Genomic DNA, 24,458 nt, shown 5'->3' with positions numbered 1-24,458 from the left:
CTACCTCTTCTTCGGGTTCATGCCGTTCAGGTACTTCTCCATCGCGTCATTGCCCTTCTGCTTCGAATCCGGTGTGTCGCCGTATTCGACGGTATGGGAGACGCGTACGTCCTTCGGGAGGTACTCCGACATCCAGGCGCTGCAGTTCTGTGCGCCTTTTCCGGTCGTGCACGGTTCTCGTTCGGTGTAGAGCTCGGTCAGCCTGTCCTTGGTCCCTGCGTTGAGGAACGGTATGCCCACCTGACGCTCCGAATGCGAGGCGGGCCATTTGCTGCGGCCGACGATGATGAACTCGTCATCGGCGCCCGGCTTTCCGTGCCTGCCCGCGGCGTAGTTCCGGCTGGAGAACTTCCCCTTCGTCGTCCTTCCGTAGTCACCGTTCGCCTGCCGGGCCGTCTTGGTGGCCTGCGAGAGGTCGGTGCTACCGAAGGCTACCTGTTGCGACTGTTTGCTCTCCCGCTTGCCCTTGGGCAGCGGGAAATTGCCCGCCTTCCGCTCGGGGACGGTGTCGCCCTGGAGGTTCAGCGAGGTCAGGCGGGTCCGGTCGTCGGGGGTGAGGTCGTGGTGGCCGTCCGAGGTGATCCGGGTGACCTTGCCCTTGTCGTCGAGGTGGTAGACGGGGATGTCGCGGCCCGGCGACTTGGTGAGGCCCTGGAGTTCGGTCGCGATGCCGTCGTCGTTGTCCTTGTGCCGCTTGGCCATCTGCTTCAGGCCACCGGTCATGCTCTCGTCGAGGTGGTCGGCGGAGCGCTTGACGCCCCGCCCGATGCCCTCCATGACCTCGTCCACCATGGGGTCGAGGAGATTGGTCAGCGGATCCTTGCCCCGCGCGCGGCCGTGCGAGGACTTGGCGCGGGACAGCTTGGTGCCGGCCCCGTCCCGGATCTTGCCGCCCGCGCCCTTGAGTCCGTTGCTCGCGCGGTCGTAGGAGTCGAGGTCCATGCTGAACTGACCGCCGCCCCCGCCCCCGCCGCCCGAGCTGCTGGACCCGCCGTCGGCACCGGCCAGTTGCATCGACCCGCCCGCGCCCCCGCCCGCGCTGGCCAGCTGCATACCGCCCGACTTGAGGGTGTCGACGCCCTCGCCCAGACCCTTCTCGCCGGCCTTCGCGGTCTGGCCGAGGTCGACGCCGTTCTGCGTGCCGAGGGCGTTGCCGCCGATCTGTACGACCAGATCGCCGGCCATCGCGCCGATGGCCTGGAAGACCGGGCCCATCGCGACCTCCATGATCCGCCCGGCGATCTCCTCGCACACCTCCTCGAAGATGCGCTTCACCGCGATCCGGGTGACCTGCGTCCCCGCGATACCGCCCAGGGTGGAGAGCCCGAAGGTGAGCGGGGCGGCCGCGATGGCGGCCGCTATCTCCGCCGCGAGGATGCCGAGTTGGGCGATCGCGGCGATCTTCGCGCCCTCGATCAGCACGGCGACCGCGTCCAGCGCGGTCGCCGCCACCCGGCCCGCTTCGGCGAGGTTGGTCAGATGCTTGCCCTTGACGAGATCCCAGTGCTTCTCGAGCGCCTGGATCGCGAGGCCTTCGTTGCCGCCGACGAGATCGGTGATCGCCCGGTGCGCGTCCGCGGCGCCGTCGTCGATGTCGTCGGCGAACTCCCGCATGGCCTGGGCCATGTCGCGGTAGTCGTCCTCGTCGACGTTGGGCCAGCTGATGCCGATCAGGTCCAGGGCCGCATCCAGCTCGCTCGGCAGGACTACACCCACAGGGACCCCCGTTCGAAAGTTTCTCCGGGCAACGTAACTTCGATCGGATCATGCGAACAAGTTCACTCGGCGTCACATGACTTGATTCGAGGCCCAGTTGGCGCAGACCTTTCCGAACGGAACCCGCAGGCACGGAAATGCGTCGCGCCCCGCGCGGACGGCCGGTTAGCCTCCGGCTGGACGTGATCGCGAGGGGGGAGCCGGGCATGGAGACGGGACGCATACGGACCGACCGACTGGGCGTACTGCTGGACCAGTTCGACTGCGTCAGGGAGCGGGCGCAGATACGGCTCGAAGGGCTCGGCGACGAGGAGTACCTGTGGGAGCCGGTGCCGGGCTCCTGGTCGATCCGGCGCCGGAGCGAGGCGGTGACGCCCCGGGCGTACGGTCCCGGCGAGTGGGTCATCGACAAGGGCGCCCCGGACATCCCGTCCGGCGAGTACGCCGAGGTCGCCCGGCAGGCCGCCGACGGGATGACCGTCGCCAAGATCGCCGAGGACTGGAGCGTGAGCGTCGCACGCGTCGAGGAGGTCCTCGCCCACACCGGCCCGGTGGAACCCGACGTCTCCCCGGTCACCACCATCGCGTGGCGACTCGGCCACCTCCACTCCTGCTTCGCCGGCGAATGGGAGTGGACCTTCGGCGAACGCCGCACGGATCCCCACGAGTTGGTCGACTTCACCCCGTCCGCGGCCCTGGCTCAGGAACGCTTCTGGTCCCTGCTCGACCGCTGGCGGGAGGCCGTGGGCGGGGTGACGGAGGAACAGCTCGACACGATCGGCTTCTCCCAGTACCCCTACGGCTCCGCACCGGACGAGCCGTACATCTCCGTGCTGTGGGGGGCCAACCTCGAACTGATCCATCACATGGCGGAGATCGCGTTGTTGCGGGATCTGTGGCAGGCCCGCCGCGCCGAGGGCTGAGCCGGCACGGCCGTAAGGCCTCGGGGGCATGGTGTGGAGGTTCTGTGGACAAGTCCCCCGTGGCCCCGCCGACGCCGACCACCCCGCGACATCGCCGACCCACTTTTGAGAGTCTGTCGACCGTCATCGTCAACCGGACCGACAGTTGGGCGGCCATGAACCACAGCAGTCAGGAATGGGCCCCGCAGGCTCAGCAGCCGGGGCCGTACGGTCGGCCGGCCGCTCCTGCGGAGACCGTGATTCACGTCCCCAACAAGAGACTGCGCAGGTACGACAAAGTCGTACCGGGTGAGCCGACCGCCACCGTCCAGCAGGCCGGCCCCGGCACGCAGGGCCAACCGCTCGCGTACGTCCACGTCCCTCAGGACGCCCCGAAGGGCAACCGCCGGGAGCGCCCGGCGTTCACCGTCACCGGCCCGAACGGCGAACCGCTCAGCTCGGTACGGCCCGTCGGCAGCGGTGTCTACGAGGTGTACGGCGGTGACGGCGTCCCTCTCGGCCGCATCACCCGGCGAGGCGGCCGGACCCTGCCGTGGCCGCGCCGCGTGCGCTGGAGCGTGCAGCCCACCCAGGGCGGCGCACCGCTGGTCGGCGAGGTGGGGACCGGCAAGGCGTGGACGGTGTTCGTCCTGATCTCCCCGATCTACTTCCTGTGCTGGGCGGTCATGGCCGCGCAGGGAGCGCTCTGGCTGCTGCTCGGCGAGAAGGGCGAGGCGAAGAAGGAAGCCGCCTGGGAGATGGAGCCGCCGACGTGGACGCGGTGGCGGTCGGCCGATGCGCCCGAGGTGGCCATCGAGTACCAGACAGGCCGCAAGTACCGTCTTGCCTCACCCAGGCTGGACCACCGGCTGGCCTACGCGCAGGCCGTGCTGCACGTATGGGACCGCGCGTAGCATGCGCATGCCACAAATTGGCGACAGCGAACATCGCCAGGTAGGCCTGAAGTTGCTGCTCCGATAGTCTGACCGGCGATCACTGATCACGCTACGGGGAGGCAATGGCGATGGCGGACTTCCAGATCGATGTCGATCGCATGAAGACCCTGATCAACCGGTTGGATCAGGTGGACGACCGGATGCGCGGCGCCCAGGAGCGGCTGAACAAGGTCGGTCCCAAGGGTCTGGGCACGGACGGTCTCGACAACGCCTGCGACGGTTTCCAGGACGACTGGGGCGACGGCATCAAGCGGATCGCCGACGGCGCCAAGCAGCTGCACGAGGGTCTGCAGAAGACGCTTGAGGCGTACCAGACGACCGACCAGGATTTGCAGAAGGGCTTCAGTCAGAAGTAGCCCGCACCACAGCTGAGACACCACGCACACGCACACACAACGGGGAGAAGACGATGGGGATGTTCGACGATCCCAACTGGCCCGGACTGACGTTCAATCCGGCCAAGGGTGACCTGCACACGATCGAGTCGCTGGCGTACGACGTCAAGACGGTCGGTGACGAGCTCGACGAGATGCGCGAGATGCTGGTGGGCATCGGCAAGACGGACGGGATCTGGGACGGCGAGGCCGCCAAGAAGTTCCAGGACAAGGTCGGCGAGCTGCCCAAGTACCTTCAGCAGGGCCACGAGTCGATGGCCGCCTGCTCCAGGGCGCTGCGCGGCTGGCACGACGAGCTGGAGACCATGCAGCGCCAGGCCAAGAACCTGGAGGAGCGCGCGGTCGAGGCCCGCAAGAGGCTCGACCAGAAGAACGCCGACGTCGACAAGGTCAACGTCAAGATCGAGGGCGCCCAGTTCCAGCAGCTCACCGAGCAGCAGGCCAAGGCCCTCTCGGAGGAGGCGGACTCCGCCTCGCGGGCCGCCCAGGACGCCGCGACCGATCTCAAACTCCTCATCCAGGACGCCGAGGCGCTGCGCAAGTACTGGGAGGAACAGGCCGCGAAGGCCGAGAACGCCATTCGCGAGGCCGCGAAGAACCGGCCGCCGGACATCAGCGTCTGGGACAAGATCACGGACGGTCTCAAGGGCGCCTGGGACGGCTTCAAGAACTTCCTGATCGACAACGCGGACCTGTTCTCCACGATCTCCGCCGCGCTCGCCGCCGCCGCCATCGTCGTCAACGTCATCCCGATCGGCGGGCAGGTCGCCTCGGCCATCCTGGGTGCCGGCTCGGTCGCCTTCGCGGGTGCGGCGATGGCCGGTCACTGGATGGGCGGCGCCCCGATGTGGAAGGTCGGCCTCGACGCGCTCGGTGTGATCCCCGGTGTCGGCGGCGCCGGCAAGGCGCTCATCTCCGGCGGCAAGGCGCTGTTCACCGGAGCCCGCGAGGCGGGAGCACTCGCGTCCGGCGCCAAGGTCATGATGAACCAGATCAAGAACCCCATGAGCACCAAGATGATCAACTGGGGCCTCGGCAAGTTCGGCAAGGCCGTCGACCCGTCGCTCATCACCGGCGCCGTCAAGGGCTTCTCCACCGGCTTCGGCATCGGCCACCTGATCTCCGGCGGAAACGAGGGCGGCAGCGCGCCCGCGGTCTCGACCCAGCCGGCCCCGGCGACCGGTCAGCCGCAGCCCGCCCCGCCGGTCACGACGATGCCCTGGCCTGCCTCGGGTGACAAGTTCCACCAGACCCTGGCGGCCTGAGCGGCATGAGCGAACTCACCACTGCCGCTCCGGCCACGGAGCCGTTCGCGCTGCATGTCGGCTGGGTGGTCCCGCCGTTCTTCCATGAACTCCCCCTGGGCACGGACGACGCCGACGAGGCGGCCGAGCAGCTCTACGAGACGGTCCACAAGGTCATGCCGGGCGGCACCGACCAGGACCGGTTCCGCATGTTCGTCACCTACGCCGGCATCATCGACGACCTGCGGAACGCCGGAGCGGTGTACGCGGGATTCTGCAACCTCGACTTCGACGGCCGCCCCAGCACGGCCACCGTCGCCGTGTACCGCATGCCGCTGCACGACATCACCGCCGAGGACGTCCTGTCGGAGGCCCTCACCGGCCTCCGGCGGGCCTACCCCGAGGACGACGTCCGGATCAGCACCCTGCCCTCCGGCAAGGGCGACTCGGAGGCGGTCGTGCGGATAGGCCAGGCCCCCTTCACGCTCACCGCCGAGGCCTCGCCGACCGGGGAACCCCTGGAGGTGCCCCGGGGACAGATCCAGGTCTACATCCCGCTGCCCAACAACGCGGACCTGCTGGCGTTCGAGCTCTCCACGCCCTGCATGGAGGACTGGGACTTCTACTCGGAGCTCTTCGCGACCATCGTCCGGACGCTGGACTGGGCGACGGAGGAGCAGGCCGAGATGGAGGCCGCCCTCTCGCAGGCGCAGCCGGTCCCGGACGTGGCACCCCAACCGGCCGTGGTCCAGGAGCTCTACGCGCTCTCCAGCCGGGTCCTGGACGGCCTCGGTGTGCGCGGCAGGATGGACGAGGGCAACGAGGTGTCCTCGGTGACCTGCGGCGACTGCTGGTCCAAGGGGCTGACGACGGTGTGCACGGCCCGCCATCTGTGGCGGATCGACGGCGTTCCGGACGAGCAACTCGGCGCCGCCGTCGGCCGATTGGACACGGCGTTCCAGAGTCAGGGTTGGCTGAAGCTGGCGGGGACGCCGGGCGAGAGCGTGTCCCTGGCCGCGGACAGCGGAGCCGGACACCGCGTCAACGTCACGGTGATGCCCGGCCGGCAGCGGCTCGTCGTCGAGGTCGTCGCACCCTGCACCCGCACAGTGCGGGGGCCGGGCGACTCCGTGTTCGGATAGGGGAGACGGCCTCGACATGATCGAAACCACCGGCGCCCTTCTGCCGATCGGCGCCCGCTCACTGTCCGCGGACGCCCGACTCGCCACCGCGGTACGGGAGTTCGGTCGCACATACGGTTACGACTACTTCGACGACGAGACGGTCGGGCGGACTCTCGCCGAGCACGAGACCGCCCTGCGCCGCCTCGCACGCGGTCGGCTCGTCTGGGCCGGCTCCCTGGCGACCGCCGTCGGAATCGTCTGGCTCGTGTGGGCCGCCTCCGGCAATCCGGAGAACATGGTCGTCGCGGTCGCGCCCCCGTCCGCCGTACTGGTCCTGGCGCTCGCCGCCTTCGTCCAGGTCAACCTCCAGGGCAGGCGCAAGCTACGGCACCCCTTCCTGGAGGGGTACCGGCACGTGCTCGCGGCGGCGCTCGCGCACGGTGCCCCCGTGTCGTTCGTGCCCGCCTGGCTGACCGGCCGGGGCGGCGGGTCACTGGACGTGGCTCCGCTGCCGTCCTACGCCGCACCGGCAGGGGGCCCGGCCACCGGCGTACGAGCCGCCTCCGTGGCCCCGCCGCCCAAGCCCGCCGAGGTCGAGGAGTACGAGCGGATCGCCGAGCACGGCGGCTGGCACGACGAGGCGGGGTGGATCCTCGTCGTCGCGGGAGGCGTCGGCGTGGGCTACGCCGTGGTCAAGGACCTGCCCGCGGCGTACGCCTCGGTCCTGCTCATCGCCCTCGGCATCTGGACCTGGATCGCCGGGCACCGCCTCGGCAGACGACAGCAGCAGCTGTCCGGCGAGGCCCGCCGTTACCTCGACGAGCTGACCAGGTCCCAGGCCGCAGGCGCACCCGTGCACGAGCTCTCCCCGCCCCTGCGCAAGCTCCTGGACACACGGCTCTGACCCACGGCACGCATACGGCGATGGCGGCACCCTCTCCGGGCGCCGCCATCGCCGTATCCGCGACTGCTCGGTCCGTCAGCCGACCCGCGCACCCGCGGCCTTGGCGCGCTCCCGTGCCTCGGGGCTGACTCCGCGGGTGCGGGCCGACATCCGGTCGTCCACCGCCGTACGCTGCGCGACGCCGAACAGTCGGCGCGGGCCCGGTACGGCGACGACGCCCAGGAAGCGGGGGTCGCCGGCGAACCAGACCTCGCCGACCTCGCCGGACCTGACCTTGCGGACCCAGAACGTGCGACCGCTGCCCGGGAAGCTGCCGTAACCGAGGGAGACGGTCCGGTCCGGGCGCTCGGGGTCCGTGAAGGAGAAGCGGGTGGTGCCGTTCTTCGCGATCGAGGCGGCTCCCGGGACCGACTGCCAGGGGTAGATCTTCAGGACCCGGCGCAGCGAACGGATTCCCATGACCCTCGCCGTGCTGAGCATGGCCAGGTAGATGAGCACGAACAGGGCCGGAAAGAGGATCCAGAGCGTCCACACCGGTGTCAGGAGCACCGCGTACAGCCAGGCCACGAAGGACGCGAGCGAGAACACGAAGGCACTGAGCCGGAACGTGGCCGTGCGGCGCCAGGCGCGCCGCGTGGCCGGGTCCTCGTAGGCCGTCCTCGTCAGGGGAACGTCCACCGCGTCGCACTCCGTCGAGGTCAGGCATTCCGTCACAGGGACAAAGAGAGGGGCGGGCCGCAGACACGGCCCGCCCCTTCGCCGAAGCAGGCTCAGCTCTCCGGCAGGTACCCCGTCTGCACCAGCTGACCGCTCGACCGGCGCGAGATGAACTGGCCGCGGCCCTGCGGCTGCGGAGTGGCCTTGATGTTGTTGAACACCGGGCCCTCCGACGGGTCGCCGGACAGCACGATGCCCTGTGCGCCGAGCTCCTTGATCCGGGTGAGCACCGGCTCGAAGGACGAGCGCGAGGCGCCCGAGGTGGAGCGGGCCAGGATGATGCGCAGACCCAGGTCACGCGCGAACGGCAGGTACTCCAGGAGCACCGACATCGGGTTGCCCATCGATGTGGCGACGAGGTCGTAGTCGTCGATGAAGATGAACGCGTCGGGCTCGTTGTACCAGGAGCGGTTGCGCAGCTGGTCCGGCGTCACGTCCGGGCCCGGCATACGGCGGCTCATCGAGCCGGCCAGCGACTCCATGACCTCCTGGAGCTGCGGACCCGAGGCGCAGTACTTGTACATGTGGCTCTCGGGCACCTGGCCGAGCAGCGCGCGCCGGAAGTCCGAGACCACGAACAGCGCCTTGTTGGGGGCGTACCGCTCGGAGATCTGCTTGGCCATGAACCGCAGCAGCGAGGACTTGCCGGACTCGCTCTCGCCGTAGATGACGAACAGCGGGTCGGTCTCGAAGTCCACGAAGACCGGCGAGAGGGTGAGCTCGTCGACGCCGACCGCGATACCGCGGTTGCCGAAGTCCCCGCCGCCGGGCAGCTCGGACGCGTGCAGCATCGTCGGCAGCATCCGCACCTTGGGTGCCGTGGGGCCCTGCCAGGCGTTGTTGACGCTCTGGACGAGGTGAGCCATGCCGTCGGCGAGGTCCTCCACCGCGGTTGACCCGTCGATGCGGGGCGTGGCGGCGAGGTAGTCCAGCTTGTCCGGGGACAGACCGCGGCCGGGCTTGCCCATCGGCACGTTCTCCGCGCGCTTGCGGTCGAACTCCGACTCCATCGCGTCACCGAGCCGCAGTTCGAGCCGGCTCAGGATCTGGTCGCGCAGCGCGGGACGCATCTCGGTGTACCGGGTCGCGGTGATGATCAGGTGGACACCGAAACCGAGACCACGGGTCGCGATGTCGGCGATGACCGGGTCGAGCATCTCGTAGTCGTTCTTGAACGTCGCCCAGCCGTCGATGATGAGGAAGACGTCGCCCCACTGCTGGTCGGGGTAGTGCCCCTGCGCCCGGCGGTTGCGGAAGGTGCCCATGGAGTCGATGCTCTTGGAGCGGAAGAACTCCTCACGGGCGTTGAGGATGCCGTGCACCTCCGCGACCGTACGACGCACCTTCTCCTGGTCCAGCCGGGAGGCCGCGCCGCCCACATGGGCCAGGTTCTCCAGCGCGAGCATGCCGCCGCCGCCGAAGTCGAGGGCGTAGAACTGCACTTCGGCCGGGGTGTGGGTGAGCGCGAACGACGTGATCATCGTGCGCACCAGCGTCGACTTGCCGGACTGCGGGCCGCCCACGATCAGCGCGTGACCGGCGGAACCCGACAGGTCCGCGTACATCACGTCACGGCGCTGCTCGAAGGGCTTGTCGACCAGGCCGACCGGGACGGTCAGCTTGCTCTGCAGGTGGTAGCCCTCGGCGTGCAGACCGCGCTCCGGGCTGATGCCCAGCGCCGGCAGCACCTGGTCGAGGCTGAACGGCTCGTCCAACGGCGGCAGCCACACCTGGTGGGCGGGCGGACCCTGCCCGTCCAGACGGCTGACGATGACGTCGAGGACGGTGTCGGCGAGCGCGTCGTCGACCTGGTGGGTCCGCGTCTCCGGCTCCGGCTCGGTGAGGATGCGCACCGGCACCGGCGAGGCGGTGAACAGCACGGGGGAGCGGTCGATCCGGCCGCCGCCCTGCGCCATCGGCCCGTTCGGCCGGTAGGTGCCCGACACGTACGCGGCCTTGAACTGCACCATCGTCTCGGTGTCGTACTTGAGGATGCCCGCGCCGGGGACGTTCGGCAGGTGGTAGGCGTCGGGCACACCGATCGCGGTACGGGACTCGGCCGCCGAGAAGGTGCGCAGACCGATGCGGTACGACAGGAACGTGTCCAGGCCGCGCAGCTTGCCCTCCTCAAGGCGCTGCGAGGCGAGCAGCATGTGCACACCCAGCGAACGGCCGATCCGGCCGATCTGGATGAACATCTCGATGAAGTCCGGCTTGGCGGCGAGGAGTTCGCTGAACTCGTCGATGATCAGGACGAGCGAGGGCAGCGGGTCGAGGGCGGCACCGGCCGCGCGCGCCTTCTCGTAGTCGGTGATGTTGGCGTAGTTGCCGGCCGTGCGCAGCAGCTCCTGGCGGCGGGTCAGCTCACCCGTGATGGAGTCGCGCATGCGGTCGACGAGGGTGAGCTCGTCGGCCAGGTTGGTGATGACCGCGGACACGTGCGGCATGGAGCCCATGCCGGTGAAGGTGGCACCACCCTTGAAGTCCGCGAGGACGAAGTTGAGCGTCTCGGAGGAGTGCGTCACCGCGAGGCCGAGCACCAGCGTGCGCAGCAGCTCCGACTTTCCGGAACCGGTGGCGCCGACGCACAGTCCGTGCGGGCCCATGCCCTCCTGCGAGGCCTCCTTGAGGTCCAGCATGACCGGCTCGCCGCTCTCGCCGAGACCGATCGGCACCCGCAGCCGCTCGTGCAGCGTGCGCGGCCGCCAGGTGCGCGAGACGTCCACGCTCGCCGCGTCGCCGATCTGCATGAGATCCGTGAAGTCCAGGTTCGCCAGCAGCGGTTCGTCCGCGTCGGCGGCACCGAGACGCAGCGGCGCGAGCTGCCGCCCCAGCGACTCGGCCTGCGCCTGCGACAGCACGTCGGGGACACCGGTGAAGACACCCGTGCCAGCCTCCAGCTCCATGGCGTCCGGCCACACCCGCACCGACAACGAGCCACGCGCCTCGTCGAGTTCACCGGGCACCACTTCGAGGATGGTCACGCCCTGCAGGCCCTCCGCCGAGGCGAGGACCGAGTCCGCGGGGACCCCGCCGCCGTCGAGGACGACGACCACGTGCGGCTGGTCGAGCACCGGCGAGCCGTCCCGGCTCCAGCGGGGGCGGCCCTCCAGCTGGTGGGCGATCATCTCCTCCAGCTCGCCGAGGTCGTAGCAGAGCAGACGCCGGGTGCCGGCACCGTCGGACTCCTTGTGCTGCATGTGCGGCAGCCACTTGGTCCACTCCCAGTCCACCGCCGCGCCCGGCGAGGCCACGACCGCGATCACCACGTCCTCGGGGGAGTGCAGCGAGGCCAACTGCCCGACCACGGACCGGGTCTGGCCGTAGACCGTCTCGGCGTCACCGGAGATCGTCACGTGGTAGAAGGAGCGCAGCCCGATGGCCAGCGGGAGTTCACCGAGGGTGCCGTAACTCGCGATGAACTGCTGCATCGCGTGGGCGGTCAGCGGCTCCAGCTCGTCCACCGGCGCGGTGTCGGGCGCGACCAGGGGAGTCGCCAGCTGCTGCGGGCCCAGGCCGATGCGGACCTGCACGAAGTCCGGGTCCATGGAACGCCGTTCCCACAGCCGCGACCCCTCGGCGACCAGCGCCCACAGCTGCTCCGGCGCCGGGTGCAGGTAGTACTGGGCGTCGCGCTGCTTGTGCACCGTGCGCCTGACCTCGCGGCGCTTCTGCGCCAGGTACTTGAGGTAGTCGCGCCGGGCCTCGGCCATCTGACCGGACGGCCCCTTGCGGGCCCGCACGATCTGGGCGACCAGCATGGCGACCGTGGACACCATCATGAGCCCGCCCATGATCTTCATGAAGCCCTGGGCGCCCGGCATGAAGAAGAACGCCGCCGACGAACCCATGCCCAGCATGGGCAGCAGGTTCATCAGCAAGCTGTCGTCCTCGGTGCGAGGGAGTTCGGGAGGGGACTCGAGCTTGACCTCCTCACTCGGCACCTCCGGCGGGAAAACCCGCGGCGGGCGCTTGACGATGACAACGCTCACCGATCCACCAGTCCTTCACGCAATCGCAATGTCGAACCGCCCCCGTCGTGACGGCCCCCGTATGTTCGTCGACCCATGGGGCTTTGCCAACGCATGAGTCGGGCGTTGATCCTACTGTTCTGCGGGGCCGTTGAGCCGGGAGGGGATGGGGAGATGCCGCAAGAGGACGGTAGGGTGACGCTCCAAACGAAGCGCGGAGCGGGTTTCGCCCTGGCAAACCGCGACGAATCACCGAGTACTGGACTAGGGGGAACCGTCAGGTGAGTACGGTTTCAGCAACCGGATTCTGCCGGGTCACGGTGGCGGCACCGAACAGCCGGATCGATGTGGCACTTCCCGAGGACGTGCCGCTCTCTGACGTATACCCGGAGATCCTGCGGCTGTCGGGGCAGACTCCCGAGGAGGCCGCGCCCACCGGGTACAACCTCGTGCGCAGGGACGGTTCCGTCCTCGACGACGGCCGTTCGCTCTCCGAACAGCAGATACGCGATGGCGAATTGCTGCTCCTGCGGCCGTTCGCGGACTCGCTGCCGCCCGCCGTCTTCGACGACGTCGTCGACGCCGTGGCCGCCGCCGTCGAGGCGGACCGGCGCAGTTGGAACGACGGCATGATGCGGGTCGTCGGCCTCACCGCCGGCGCACTGCTGCTGACCATGATGGCGCTGGCGCTGTGGTTCTCGGAGCCGCTGCGGCACGACATGCACGGCCTGCCCGGCGTCATCGCCGGTGTCACCGGCGTCGTCCTCGTCGCGCTCGCCTCCGTACGCGCGCGGGTGTACGACGACGACCACGCGGCCGTCGCCCTCGGCCTCGCCTCGCTGCCGCACCTGATGGTCGGCGGCTCGGGCGTGATGGGCCTCGACGCCGGTGAGGGCCCGGGCCGGCTGAACCTCCTCGTCGGCTTCGCCGTCGTCCTGGTCGCCGCGGTGCTGCTCGTCCTGTTGCTGCCGCAGAAGGACGCTCCCTTCATCGCGGCCGCGTTCGGCGCCGGTGTCGGCGTCCTCGCCACCTTCGCCGCGATCGTCTCCGAGGCCGAGCCGCGCGAGACGGCCGCCGTCACCGCCGTCGTCATGATCGCCGTCATCGGCTTCCTGCCCGGCTGGTCCGCCCGCTTCTCCCGGCTGCCCATCGGCTTCCGCTCGCCCGACCAGATCGCCAAGCGCGGCCGTTCCGAGGACCAGCAGGAGCAGGAGCCGGTCGACTACCGGCTCATCACCGACCAGGCCCGCCGCGGCCACGAACTGCTGCTCGGCCTCGTCGGCGGCTGCGCCGTCACCGGCGTCGCCTCCGCCGGTGTCGTCCTCGGCTTCTCCAGCAGCGGCTGGGCCCAGCTGCTGTCGCTGGCGGCCGGCCTCGCCATGCTGATGCGCGCCCGGCTCTTCCTGTACACGTCCCAGGTCGTGACCCTGATGATCTCGGGCATCATCACCGTCAGCCTGCTGGTCCTCGGCCTCGCCCTGAACCCGCCGGCCGACATCATCAAGGAACTGGTCTACGACCACAACAGCGCCCCGCTCGACATCCGCACCGTCTGGCTCTCCGCCGCGGTCGCCCTGGGCGCCACCCTCCTCGTGGCCATCGCCCTGATCGTGCCGCGCAAGGGCGTCACCCCGTTCTGGGGCCGGATGCTCGACCTGAGCGAGGGCGCGGTGCTCCTCTCCCTCGTCCCGCTGTGCCTCGCGGTCCTCGACCTGTACGCGGCGGCCCGCGGCATGACCAGCTGACGCCCCGCCCGAGCGGTTGACGGCGGCTGTCACCCACACGGGTGGCAGCCGCCGCGTCGTCCGTACGGTGCGGGCGTGGGCCGGGGCACTGCCGCCGGGCTGATACCCTGGCTGACGGCCGTTTGTGTACGCACCCCCGGAGCTGATCGCCCTGGAGGCCGCGCCCAGCGGATCCCCGCCTCCCGAGTAACGGAAGCTCCCCTGAGAAGTGGACCAGGGGCACTCGGTGGCTACCCAAGAGACTACGAGGAGTACGCGTGTCGCTCGACGCCGCTACGAAGAAGCAGATCATCACCGAGTTCGGTACCAAGGAGGGCGACACCGGCTCCCCCGAGGTCCAGGTCGCGATGCTCTCGCGCCGTATCTCGGACCTGACCGAGCACCTCAAGACCCACAAGCACGACCACCACTCCCGTCGTGGTCTGCTGATCCTGGTCGGTCAGCGCCGTCGCCTTCTCCAGTACCTGGCGAAGAAGGACATCCAGCGCTTCCGTACGCTGGTCGACCGCCTCGGCATCCGCCGCGGTGCGGCGGGCGCCAAGTAGGACGCCGTGAGGGAGCGGTTCCCGAAGCGATCGGGGACCGCTCCCTTTGCCGTATGTGCTCATCGGCGCACGCACCGCACGCACGGAAACGTGCGCGGTGTCACACCCACTTTGTAGTGTGGTAGCACAACGCAGTATCACGAGGAGAAGTGCACCTCGCCGCCGCCGGTCCTCGGTAGTGGCCCCCGGGCCTTGCGAACCCGGGTGCTTCGATCGAAGACCGGCCCGCACCAGATGGAGCGCTTCTCCGCGCACGTCCCCCCGCCACACGGGCGGATCGGGACAAAGACGAAACGCAGACGAAAAGTAACGGAGAACACGCTAGTGGAGAACGAGACCCACTACGCCGAGGCCGTCATCGACAACGGCTCCTTCGGCACCCGCACCATCCGCTTCGAGACGGGCCGCCTCGCCAAGCAGGCCGCCGGCTCCGCCGTGGCGTACCTGGACGACGACACCATGGTGCTGTCGGCCACCACCGCCTCCAAGAACCCCAAGGACCAGCTCGACTTCTTCCCCCTGACGGTGGACGTCGAGGAGCGGATGTACGCCGCCGGCAAGATCCCCGGCAGCTTCTTCCGCCGTGAGGGCCGCCCCTCCGAGGACGCGATCCTCACCTGCCGCCTGATCGACCGCCCGCTGCGCCCCTCCTTCAAGAAGGGCCTGCGCAACGAGATCCAGGTCGTCGCCACGATCATGGCCCTCAACCCCGACCACCTGTACGACGTCGTCGCGATCAACGCGGCCTCCGCGTCCACGCAGCTGGCCGGCCTGCCCTTCTCCGGCCCGATCGGCGGCGTCCGCGTCGCGCTGATCAACGGCCAGTGGGTGGCCTTCCCGACGCACTCCGAGCTCGAGGACGCCGTCTTCGACATGGTCGTCGCGGGCCGCACCCTGGAGGACGGCGACGTCGCGATCATGATGGTCGAGGCCGAGGCCACCGAGAAGACCATCCAGCTGGTCAAGGGCGGCGCCGAGGCTCCGACCGAGGAGGTCGTCGCCGCCGGTCTGGAAGCCGCGAAGCCCTTCATCAAGGTGCTCTGCCGTGCCCAGGCCGACCTCGCCTCGAAGGCCGCCAAGCCCACCGGCGAGTTCCCGATCTTCCTCGACTACCAGGACGACATCCTGGAGGCGCTCTCCGCCGCCGTCCGCCCGGAGCTCGCCTCCGCGCTGACCATCGCTGGCAAGCAGGAGCGCGAGGCCGAGCTGGACCGCGTCAAGGCGCTCGCCGCCGAGAAGCTCCTCCCGGAGTTCGAGGGCCGCGAGAAGGAGATCTCCGCCGCGTACCGCTCCCTGACCAAGCAGCTCGTCCGCGAGCGCGTGATCAAGGAGAAGAAGCGCATCGACGGCCGTGGCGTCACGGACATCCGTACGCTCGCCGCCGAGGTCGAGGCCATCCCGCGCGTGCACGGCTCCGCGGTGTTCGAGCGTGGCGAGACCCAGATCCTGGGCGTCACCACCCTCAACATGCTCCGCATGGAGCAGCAGCTGGACACCCTCTCCCCGGTGACCCGCAAGCGCTACATGCACAACTACAACTTCCCGCCGTACTCCACCGGCGAGACCGGCCGCGTCGGCTCCCCCAAGCGCCGCGAGATCGGCCACGGCGCCCTCGCCGAGCGCGCCCTGGTCCCGGTCCTGCCGACCCGCGAGGAGTTCCCCTACGCGATCCGCCAGGTCTCCGAGGCGCTGAGCTCCAACGGCTCGACGTCCATGGGCTCGGTCTGCGCCTCCACCATGTCGCTGCTAAACGCCGGTGTGCCGCTCAAGGCCCCCGTCGCCGGTATCGCCATGGGCCTGATCTCCCAGGACATCGAGGGCGAGACGCACTACGTCACGCTCACCGACATCCTCGGTGCGGAGGACGCCTTCGGCGACATGGACTTCAAGGTCGCCGGCACCAAGGAGTTCGTCACCGCCCTCCAGCTCGACACCAAGCTGGACGGCATCCCGGCCTCCGTCCTGGCCGCCGCTCTCAAGCAGGCCCGTGACGCCCGCCTCCACATCCTCGACGTGATGATGGAAGCGATCGACACGCCGGACGAGATGTCCCCGAACGCCCCGCGGATCATCACCGTCAAGATCCCCGTGGACAAGATCGGTGAGGTCATCGGCCCCAAGGGCAAGATGATCAACCAGATCCAGGAGGACACCGGCGCCGACATCACGATCGAGGACGACGGCACCATCTACATCGGTGCGGTCGACGGCCCCTCCGCCGAGGCGGCCCGCACCACGATCAACTCGATCGCCAACCCGACCATGCCGGAGGTCGGCGAGCGCTACCTGGGCACGGTCGTCAAGACCACCACCTTCGGTGCGTTCGTGTCCCTGCTCCCGGGCAAGGACGGTCTGCTGCACATCTCGCAGATCCGCAAGCTGGCCGGCGGCAAGCGCGTCGAGAACGTCGAGGACGTGCTCGGCGTGGGCGCCAAGGTCCAGGTCGAGATCGCCGAGATCGACTCCCGCGGCAAGCTCTCCCTGATCCCCGTGATCGAGGGCGAGGAAGGCTCCTCCGACGAGAAGAAGGACGACGCCGACCAGTGACGTCCCGTAGCTCCAAGGCGACGGCCCGCACCTCCTCGGAGGCGCGGGCCGTCGCCCGTACCCAAACCCTGATCAAGGGCGAGAACGGCATCGGCACCGTCCGCAAGACCACCCTCCCCGGTGGCCTGCGCATCGTCACCGAGACCCTCCCCTCGGTCCGCTCCGCGACCTTCGGCATCTGGGCGCACGTCGGCTCCCGCGACGAGACCCCGTCTCTGAACGGCGCCACCCACTACCTGGAGCACCTCCTCTTCAAGGGCACACAGAAGAGGAGCGCGCTGGACATCTCCTCCGCCATCGACGCGGTCGGCGGCGAGATGAACGCGTTCACGGCGAAGGAGTACACCTGCTACTACGCGCGGGTGCTCGACGCCGACCTGCCGCTCGCCATCGACGTGGTCTGCGACATGCTGACGGGCTCCCTCATCCTCGAAGAGGACGTCAACGTCGAGCGCGGCGCGATCCTCGAAGAGATCGCGATGACCGAGGACGACCCGGGCGACTGCGTGCACGACCTGTTCGCGCACACCATGTTCGGCGACAACCCGCTCGGCCGCCCGGTCCTCGGCACGGTCGACACCGTCAACGCCCTCACCGCCGACCGCATCCGCCGCTTCTACAAGAAGCACTACGACCCGACGCATCTCGTCGTCGCGGCCGCGGGCAACGTCGACCACGACAAGGTCGTACGACAGGTCCGCGCCGCCTTCGAGAAGGCCGGCGCCCTCAAGAGCCGCGACGCCGCGCCCATCGCCCCGCGCGACGGCAGGCGCGCCCTGCGCACCGCGGGCCGCGTCGAGCTGATCGGCCGCAAGACCGAACAGGCCCACGTCGTCCTCGGCATGCCCGGCCTCGCCCGTACCGACGACCGCCGCTGGGCCCTCGGCGTGCTGAACACCGCGCTCGGCGGCGGCATGTCGTCCCGCCTCTTCCAGGAGGTCAGGGAGAAGCGCGGACTGGCGTACAGCGTCTACTCGTACACCTCCGGCTTCGCCGACTGCGGTCTGTTCGGCGTGTACGCCGGCTGCCGGCCCTCGCAGGTCCACGACGTGCTGAAGATCTGCCGCGACGAGCTCGACCAGGTCGCCGAACACGGTCTGACGGACGACGAGATCGGCCGTGCCATCGGCCAGCTGCGGGGCTCCACGGTCCTGGGCCTGGAGGACACCGGCGCGCTGATGAACCGCATCGGCAAGAGCGAGCTGTGCTGGGGCGAGCAGATGTCCGTCGACGACATGCTGACCCGCATCGCGTCGGTCACCCCGGACGACGTCCGCGCGGTCGCCCGCGAGATCCTGGGACGGCGCCCGTCGCTGTCGGTCATCGGCCCGCTGAAGGACAAGCAGGCGGCCCGACTGCACGAGGCCGTGGCCTAATCAACCCGGCCAAGCCGGTCAAGTCGGTTAAGGAAGCAAGACAATGAGCAAGCTGCGCGTGGCCGTCCTCGGAGCCAAGGGCCGGATCGGTGCCGAGGCGGTCAAGGCCGTCGAAGCCGCCGAGGACATGGAGCTGGTGGCCGCCCTCGGCCGGGGCGACAAGCTGGAGACCCTGGCCGAGACCGGCGCCCAGGTCGCCGTCGAACTGACCACGCCCGCCTCGGTGATGGACAACCTCGAGTACTGCGTCGGCCACGGCATCCACGCCGTCGTCGGTACGACGGGCTGGACCGACGAGCGCCTCGCCCAGCTGAACGGCTGGCTGGCCGGGTCCCCCCGGACGGGCGTGCTCATCGCGCCCAACTTCTCCATCGGGGCCGTCCTCACCATGAAGTTCGCGCAGATCGCCGCGCCCTACTTCGAGTCCGTCGAGGTCGTCGAGCTGCACCACCCGAAGAAGGTCGACGCCCCGTCCGGCACCGCCACGCGCACCGCCCAACTCATCGCCGAGGCCCGGCGCGCGGCGGGCACGGCACCCGCGCCGGACGCCACGGAGACGGCCCTCGCCGGGGCGCGCGGCGCGGACGTCGACGGGATCCCCGTCCACGCCGTCCGCCTGCGCGGTCTGCTCGCCCACCAGGAGGTCCTGCTCGGCGGCGAGGGCGAGACCCTGACGGTCCGGCACGACTCACTGCACCACAGCAGCTTCATGCCGGGCATCCTGCTCGGCGCCCGCCGCGTGGTCACGACCCCGGGCCTGACCTTCGGCCTGGAGAACTTCCTGGACCTGGGCTGATGCGCGCCAAGCTGTCCTACGCCGTCACGGCCGCCGTCCTGGTCTTCTACTTCGTCCTGGTCGGCAGCCGCGGCGTCATGCTGATCCAGTCCGGCACGCTCATCACCGTCACCTTCGGCGTCGCGGTGCTGATCCTGCCGGTGATCGGCCTGTGGTTCCTGTGGAAGAACACCCAGTTCGTCCGCCGGGCCAACGCGCTGGCCGCCGAACTCGACGCCGAGGGCGGCCTGCCCGTCGACGAGCTCAAGCGCACGCCCGGCGGCCGGATCGACCGCGACTCCGCCGACGAGGTCTTCGCCCGGCGCAAGGCCGAGACGGAGACGGCCCCCGACGACTGGCGCAGCTGGTTCCGGCTCGCGGTGGCCTATCACGACGCCCGCGACACCCCCCGTGCCCGCAAGGCCATGCAGCGCGCGATAGCGCTGCACGACGGCAGACCCGTCCAGCACCTCTGAGGTCCCGGCACGTCGAAGTCCCGGCACGTCGAAGTCCCGGCATGTCGAAGGGGGCCGGTCCTGATGCGGACCGGCCCCCTTCTTCGTCTGTCCCCGGCGGGTCAGCCCCGCGCGTACTCCGAGGCCCAGGCCTCCACCGCGTCCGCGGCCCGGTCGAAGGCCGGGCCACGCCCGAGGAAGTCCGCGTTGTGCGTGGTCAGCAGCGGCTGCGGGTCCTCCGGTGCTCGCCCCTGCCGTACGAGGGTCAGGGCCTGGCCCTGCACCGTGCGCGGCAGTCCGAGCCAGCGCACCGGCTGCTGTGCCGTCCGCACGGCGACGACCTGCTCCCAGGAGACCGTACGGGTGATCAGGAAGCCCACCCGTCGCACCCCTCGGCCGCACACCCACACACCCATGCGCAGCAGCCGCAGCGCGCCCAGGATGACGAGCACCGCGATGCCGAACACCACCGCGGCCTCGGACGGCGAGCCGGTCAGCGCGATGATCACCGCGGCGAACAGCACGTACGAGGCGAGCAGGAGAAGGATCGCCGCCACGCCCACCCGCCACGGACCGGGCCGGTAGGGGCGCCGCCAGTGGTCGCGGTTGTCGAACGGCAGCGCGACGTCGTCCGTCGTCTCGAATGCGCGGTCGGCCGTCAGGAAGGGCAGGGGCACGGCGGGTCCTCACTCGATCCATGCGTGGGCTGTGCCGGTGAGGCTATCCGCCGCTGTCCCCGCGAGCCACCTTCGGGGGCCGACGGGGGTCCCTCTCACGCCATTCGGCGGTGGGGGAGTGTCAGTGTCCCTGAGAAGCCTGGGACTGCTGTGTCTGCGAGGGCGCCTGATCCTGCGACAGGGCCGGCATCCCGAGGACCAGGGAGCCCACGAGCCCGGCGACGATGGTGAGCCCCACCAGCCAGCGCCCGGCCGTCTCACCGGCGGACGCCCGCTCACGGGGCGGAGGAGTGACATTGCTGCGGAACCTGTCGGCTTCGGCGACAAAGGCGAACGGAACGGGTTCGCGCCGACGCAACAGCATGGGGGTACGTCTCCCTTCGGGGATCGAACGAATCACTGCTGTCTGTACAGACGAGCGGTTGCCGCAAAAGGTGCCCGGTTTCGGCGACTTAACTCGGTCACGACACTGAAAGTCCCGTTTGGCGGGCCGTAGAGTGGCGTCGCCACCGAACGACCTGGGAAGGACCCCCCGAACCGTGACCCCCACCCCCGACGACGATTTCAAGATCGAGCTGCGCGACGACGTCACCGTCGAACTGGTCAAGCACAGCGCGGCCGACTCCGACGTGCTGTTCGCCGCCCGGGTGTCGACCGTCGGAGAGCAGTCCCTGGACGAGCTGAACAAGGACCCCGAGCGCTCCAAGGGCCTGATCAACTACCTCATGCGGGACCGGCACGGCAGCCCGTTCGAGCACAACTCCATGACCTTCTTCATCAGCGCCCCGATCCTCGTCTTCCGCGAGTTCATGCGGCACCGCGTGGGCTGGTCGTACAACGAGGAGTCCGGCCGCTACCGGGAGCTGCAGCCCGTCTTCTACGTCCCCGGAACCGACCGCAAGCTCGTCCAGCAGGGCCGTCCGGGCAAGTACGTCTTCGTCGAGGGCACCCCGGAGCAGCACGAGTCCGTCGCGCACGCCATGGAGGAGTCGTACCGCCAGGCGTACCGGGCCTACCAGGAGATGCTCGCGCAGGGCGTGGCCCGCGAGGTCGCCCGTTCGGTCCTGCCCGTCGGACTGTTCTCCTCGATGTACGCCACCTGCAACGCCCGCTCGCTCATGCACTTCCTCGGACTGCGCACCCAGCACGAGCAGGCGAAGGTGCCGTCCTTCCCGCAGCGGGAGATCGAGATGGTCGGCGAGAAGATGGAGGCGGAGTGGGCCAGGCTCATGCCGCTCACCTACGCGGCCTTCAACGCGAACGGCCGTGTGGCGCCGTAACGGACGCCTGTTTCCCCGCGGGGCACAGATGTGCGGGTCCACCTCGCGAAGTGTCCGTATTGCGGCATTTGGAGAAGTTCATCTAGCCTGATCAAACGGACCCGGCACTGCTTGAACCCCCGAGCAGGCAGTGCCGGGCTCCGCATTTGTCCTGACTTTTCCCGGTCCCCCTAGGGCAGACCCTGCCCTGCGCAACGAGTAGCGTGTTACCCATGGCTCCGACCTCCACTCCGCAGACCCCCTTCGGGCGGGTCCTCACCGCCATGGTCACGCCCTTCACGGCGGACGGCGCACTCGACCTCGACGGCGCACAGCGGCTCGCCACCCACCTGGTGGACGCAGGCAACGACGGCCTGATCATCAACGGCACCACCGGCGAGTCGCCCACCACCGGTGACACGGAGAAATCGGACCTCGTACGAGCCGTACTGGAGGCGGTCGGCGACCGCGCCCACGTCATCGCCGGCGTCGGCACCAACGACACCCGCCACAGCATCGAGCTGGCCCGGGCCGCCGAGCAGGTCGGCGCCCACGGCCTCCTGATCGTGACGCCGTACTACAACAAGCCCCCACAGGAGGGCCTGTACCGGCACTTCAAGGCCGTCGCCGACGCCGCCGAGCTGCCCGTCATGCTCTACGACATCCCGGGCCGCAGCGGCGTCCCGATCAGCACCGAGACGCTGGTCCGGCTCGCCGAGCACCCGCGGATCGTCGCCAACAAGGACGCCAAGGGCGACCTCGGCCGCGCCAGCTGGGCCATCGCCCGCTCCGGCCTCGCCTGGTACTCCGGCGACGACATGCTGAACCTTCCGCTGCTCTCCGTGGGCGCGGTCGGTTTCGTCTCGGTCGTCGGCCACGTGGTCACCCCGGACCTGCGCGCCCTGGTCGAGGCGTTCATCTCGGGTGACGTACAGAAGGCCACCGAGATCCACCAGAAGCTCCTCCCCGTCTACACGGGCATGTTCCGCACCCAGGGCGTGATGACCACCAAGGCGGCGCTCACCCTCCAGGGCCTCCCCGCGGGGCCCCTGCGCGCCCCCATGGTGGAGCTCTCGCCCGAAGAGATCGGGCAGCTCAAGATCGATCTTGCCGCCGGCGGGGTACAGCTCTAGCACCAGACTTCGCGCGCCCGGCGCGCAACCAGACTCAACAACTGAATAGGCGGGCCACCGGTGCCCGCACCACAACGACAACTGCTACACGCACGAACGTCACGCGCGCCACGTGCCCCACCGGTACGTGGCGTGCGTGGTGAGGAGAGTCTTTTGAGTCATCCGCATCCCGAACTGGCCCCGCCCCCGCCGCTTCCCGAGGGCGGCCTGCGGGTCACCCCACTCGGCGGTCTCGGCGAGATCGGCCGAAACATGACGGTCTTCGAATACGGCGGCCGCCTGCTGATCGTCGACTGCGGCGTGCTGTTCCCCGAAGAGGAACAGCCCGGAATCGACCTGATCCTGCCGGACTTCTCGTCCGTCAGGGACCGCCTCGACGACATCGAGGGCATCGTCCTCACCCATGGTCACGAGGACCACATCGGTGGTGTCCCCTACCTCCTCCGCGAGAAGCCGGACATCCCGCTCATCGGCTCCAAGCTGACCCTCGCACTCATCGAGGCGAAGCTCCAGGAGCACCGCATCCGCCCGTACACCCTTGAGGTGGCGGAGGGACACCGCGAGCGCATCGGCCCCTTCGACTGCGAGTTCGTGGCGGTCAACCACTCCATCCCCGACGCCCTCGCGGTCGCCATCCGCACGCCCGCCGGCATGGTGGTCCACACGGGCGACTTCAAGATGGACCAGCTCCCGCTGGACGGCCGTCTCACGGACCTGCACGCGTTCGCGCGGCTGAGCGAGGAGGGCATCGACCTTCTCCTCTCCGACTCGACGAACGCCGAGGTCCCGGGCTTCGTCCCGCCCGAGAAGGACATCTCGAACGTCCTGCGGCAGGTCTTCGGCAACGCCCGCAAGCGGATCATCGTGGCGAGCTTCGCCAGCCACATCCACCGCATCCAGCAGATCCTGGACGCGGCCCACGAATACGGCCGCCGGGTCGCCTTCGTCGGCCGCTCGATGGTCCGCAACATGGGCATCGCGCGCGACCTCGGCTATCTGAAGGTCCCCCCGGGCCTGGTGGTCGACGTCAAGACGCTCGACGACCTCCCGGACCACGAGGTGGTGCTGGTCTGCACGGGCTCGCAGGGCGAACCGATGGCCGCCCTGTCCCGCATGGCCAACCGCGACCACCAGATCCGGATCGTCCAGGGCGACACCGTCATCCTCGCGTCCTCGCTGATCCCGGGGAACGAGAACGCGGTCTACCGCGTGATCAACGGCCTGACCCGCTGGGGCGCCAACGTCGTCCACAAGGGCAACGCCAAGGTGCACGTCTCGGGCCACGCGTCCGCGGGCGAGCTCCTGTACTTCTACAACATCTGCCGGCCGAAGAACCTGATGCCGGTCCACGGTGAATGGCGCCACCTGCGCGCCAACGCCGAGCTCGGCGCCCTGACCGGTGTCCCGCACGACCGCATCGTCATCGCGGAGGACGGCGTGGTCGTCGACCTCGTCGAGGGCAAGGCGAAGATCGCGGGCAAGGTCCAGGCGGGGTACGTCTACGTCGACGGCCTCTCGGTCGGCGATGTCGGTGAGCCGGCCCTCAAGGACCGCAAGATCCTCGGCGACGAGGGCATCATCTCGGTCTTCCTGGTCGTCGACTCGTCCACCGGCAAGATCACGGGTGGCCCGCACATCCAGGCACGCGGCTCCGGCATCGAGGACTCGGCCTTCGCCGACGTGATCCCGAGGGTCACCGAGGTACTCGAGCGCTCGGCGCAGGACGGTGTGGTCGAGCCCCACCAGCTGCAACAGCTGGTGCGGCGGACCCTGGGCAAGTGGGTCTCCGACACGTATCGCCGCAGGCCGATGATCCTCCCTGTGGTCGTGGAGGTCTGACGGACCGTCGGACAACCGTCCGAGTGAACCTGGAGCGGGGCGCCTCGATTTGCATCGAGGCGCCCCGCTCCAGTACGTTTACGGCTCCGCCTGAGGGGGAACCCGGCAGCTTCGTGCTCCGGGGGCAGCCTCCAGGGGGCGGGAATTCCGACTCAGAACTTCTGATAAAGTCGGAGCC

The 24,458-nt window shown here is 69.5% G+C and carries 20 protein-coding genes; 15 read left to right on the top strand and 5 right to left on the bottom strand.

Annotated elements, in window-relative coordinates:
* Nucleotides 1–1,716 carry a WXG100-like domain-containing protein gene (locus AQI94_RS44870; protein ID WP_063760146.1) on the bottom strand — a complete coding sequence of 572 codons (1,716 nt, stop codon included), beginning with the start codon at nt 1,714–1,716 and terminating at the stop codon, nt 1–3.
* Nucleotides 1,717–1,922: 206 nt separating this feature from the next.
* Between AQI94_RS44870 and AQI94_RS38710 the strand changes: the two genes are divergently transcribed.
* From AQI94_RS38710 to AQI94_RS38685, 6 genes are all read left to right on the top strand, one after another.
* The gene (locus AQI94_RS38710) at nt 1,923–2,639 is read left to right on the top strand and encodes a DinB family protein (protein ID WP_031038060.1); all 717 of its coding nucleotides are present in this window, start codon (nt 1,923–1,925) and stop codon (nt 2,637–2,639) included.
* A 155-nt stretch (nt 2,640–2,794) separates the two neighbouring features.
* Nucleotides 2,795–3,532: a hypothetical protein gene (locus tag AQI94_RS38705; RefSeq protein WP_031038058.1), complete on the top strand. Its 738-nt coding sequence runs from the start codon at nt 2,795–2,797 to the stop codon at nt 3,530–3,532.
* Between the two features lie 110 nt (nt 3,533–3,642).
* Complete coding sequence (locus AQI94_RS38700; RefSeq protein WP_031038056.1) at nt 3,643–3,930, top strand: hypothetical protein; 288 nt, start codon at nt 3,643–3,645, stop codon at nt 3,928–3,930.
* A 53-nt stretch (nt 3,931–3,983) separates the two neighbouring features.
* Nucleotides 3,984–5,234, top strand: coding sequence for a putative T7SS-secreted protein (locus AQI94_RS38695; protein WP_031038053.1), 1,251 nt, complete (start codon nt 3,984–3,986; stop codon nt 5,232–5,234).
* A 5-nt stretch (nt 5,235–5,239) separates the two neighbouring features.
* Complete coding sequence (locus tag AQI94_RS38690; RefSeq protein WP_031038051.1) at nt 5,240–6,355, top strand: hypothetical protein; 1,116 nt, start codon at nt 5,240–5,242, stop codon at nt 6,353–6,355.
* Nucleotides 6,356–6,371: 16 nt separating this feature from the next.
* Nucleotides 6,372–7,241, top strand: a complete 870-nt coding sequence (locus AQI94_RS38685; protein ID WP_031038047.1) for a hypothetical protein — start codon at nt 6,372–6,374, stop codon at nt 7,239–7,241.
* A gap of 75 nt (nt 7,242–7,316) precedes the next feature.
* Here the strand turns inward: AQI94_RS38685 and AQI94_RS38680 are convergent, their stop codons facing one another.
* Entirely contained in the window at nt 7,317–7,919 is a 603-nt protein-coding gene (locus AQI94_RS38680; protein ID WP_031038044.1) for a hypothetical protein, read from the bottom strand.
* Nucleotides 7,920–8,011: 92 nt separating this feature from the next.
* On the bottom strand, nt 8,012–11,950 hold the full coding sequence (locus AQI94_RS38675; RefSeq protein WP_031038040.1) for a type VII secretion protein EccC: 3,939 nt from the start codon (nt 11,948–11,950) through the stop codon (nt 8,012–8,014).
* Nucleotides 11,951–12,210: 260 nt separating this feature from the next.
* Between AQI94_RS38675 and eccD the strand changes: the two genes are divergently transcribed.
* The 6 genes from eccD (at nt 12,211) to AQI94_RS38645 (ending at nt 19,393) form a co-directional block, all read left to right on the top strand.
* Nucleotides 12,211–13,674 (top strand): type VII secretion integral membrane protein EccD, encoded by a 1,464-nt coding sequence (eccD, locus tag AQI94_RS38670; RefSeq protein WP_031038036.1) that lies wholly within the window; start codon nt 12,211–12,213, stop codon nt 13,672–13,674.
* A 257-nt stretch (nt 13,675–13,931) separates the two neighbouring features.
* Complete coding sequence (gene rpsO / locus AQI94_RS38665) at nt 13,932–14,219, top strand: 30S ribosomal protein S15 (protein WP_020138875.1); 288 nt, start codon at nt 13,932–13,934, stop codon at nt 14,217–14,219.
* Nucleotides 14,220–14,543: 324 nt separating this feature from the next.
* Nucleotides 14,544–16,766 (top strand): polyribonucleotide nucleotidyltransferase, encoded by a 2,223-nt coding sequence (locus AQI94_RS38660; protein ID WP_031038031.1) that lies wholly within the window; start codon nt 14,544–14,546, stop codon nt 16,764–16,766.
* Nucleotides 16,763–18,142 (top strand): M16 family metallopeptidase, encoded by a 1,380-nt coding sequence (locus AQI94_RS38655; protein ID WP_031038028.1) that lies wholly within the window; start codon nt 16,763–16,765, stop codon nt 18,140–18,142. Before AQI94_RS38660 ends, AQI94_RS38655 begins: the two co-directional genes overlap by 4 nt.
* A gap of 43 nt (nt 18,143–18,185) precedes the next feature.
* Complete coding sequence (gene dapB / locus AQI94_RS38650; RefSeq protein WP_062230237.1) at nt 18,186–18,938, top strand: 4-hydroxy-tetrahydrodipicolinate reductase; 753 nt, start codon at nt 18,186–18,188, stop codon at nt 18,936–18,938.
* Nucleotides 18,938–19,393 (top strand): tetratricopeptide repeat protein, encoded by a 456-nt coding sequence (locus AQI94_RS38645; RefSeq protein WP_031051870.1) that lies wholly within the window; start codon nt 18,938–18,940, stop codon nt 19,391–19,393. Before dapB ends, AQI94_RS38645 begins: the two co-directional genes overlap by 1 nt.
* A gap of 101 nt (nt 19,394–19,494) precedes the next feature.
* On the opposite strand, the gene AQI94_RS38640 is transcribed toward AQI94_RS38645, so the two are convergent.
* Both AQI94_RS38640 and AQI94_RS38635 read right to left on the bottom strand, forming a co-directional pair.
* On the bottom strand, nt 19,495–20,049 hold the full coding sequence (locus AQI94_RS38640) for a hypothetical protein (protein ID WP_031051868.1): 555 nt from the start codon (nt 20,047–20,049) through the stop codon (nt 19,495–19,497).
* A 121-nt stretch (nt 20,050–20,170) separates the two neighbouring features.
* Complete coding sequence (locus AQI94_RS38635) at nt 20,171–20,410, bottom strand: hypothetical protein (RefSeq protein WP_031051866.1); 240 nt, start codon at nt 20,408–20,410, stop codon at nt 20,171–20,173.
* A gap of 178 nt (nt 20,411–20,588) precedes the next feature.
* Between AQI94_RS38635 and thyX the strand changes: the two genes are divergently transcribed.
* From thyX to AQI94_RS38620, 3 genes are all read left to right on the top strand, one after another.
* The gene (thyX, locus tag AQI94_RS38630) at nt 20,589–21,329 is read left to right on the top strand and encodes an FAD-dependent thymidylate synthase (RefSeq protein WP_031051864.1); all 741 of its coding nucleotides are present in this window, start codon (nt 20,589–20,591) and stop codon (nt 21,327–21,329) included.
* A 212-nt stretch (nt 21,330–21,541) separates the two neighbouring features.
* Nucleotides 21,542–22,441, top strand: a complete 900-nt coding sequence (dapA, locus tag AQI94_RS38625) for a 4-hydroxy-tetrahydrodipicolinate synthase (RefSeq protein ID WP_031051857.1) — start codon at nt 21,542–21,544, stop codon at nt 22,439–22,441.
* 153 nt (nt 22,442–22,594) lie between these two features.
* A complete protein-coding gene (locus tag AQI94_RS38620; protein WP_031051855.1) occupies nt 22,595–24,280 on the top strand; it encodes a ribonuclease J in 1,686 nt (561 codons plus the stop codon).
* Nucleotides 24,281–24,458: the final 178 nt, after the last annotated feature.

Origin of the sequence: Streptomyces pseudovenezuelae (assembly GCF_001513955.1) — a bacterium.
Taxonomy (GTDB): Bacteria; Actinomycetota; Actinomycetes; order Streptomycetales; family Streptomycetaceae; genus Streptomyces; species Streptomyces pseudovenezuelae.
This window is presented reverse-complemented; position numbering and strand designations above follow the sequence as displayed.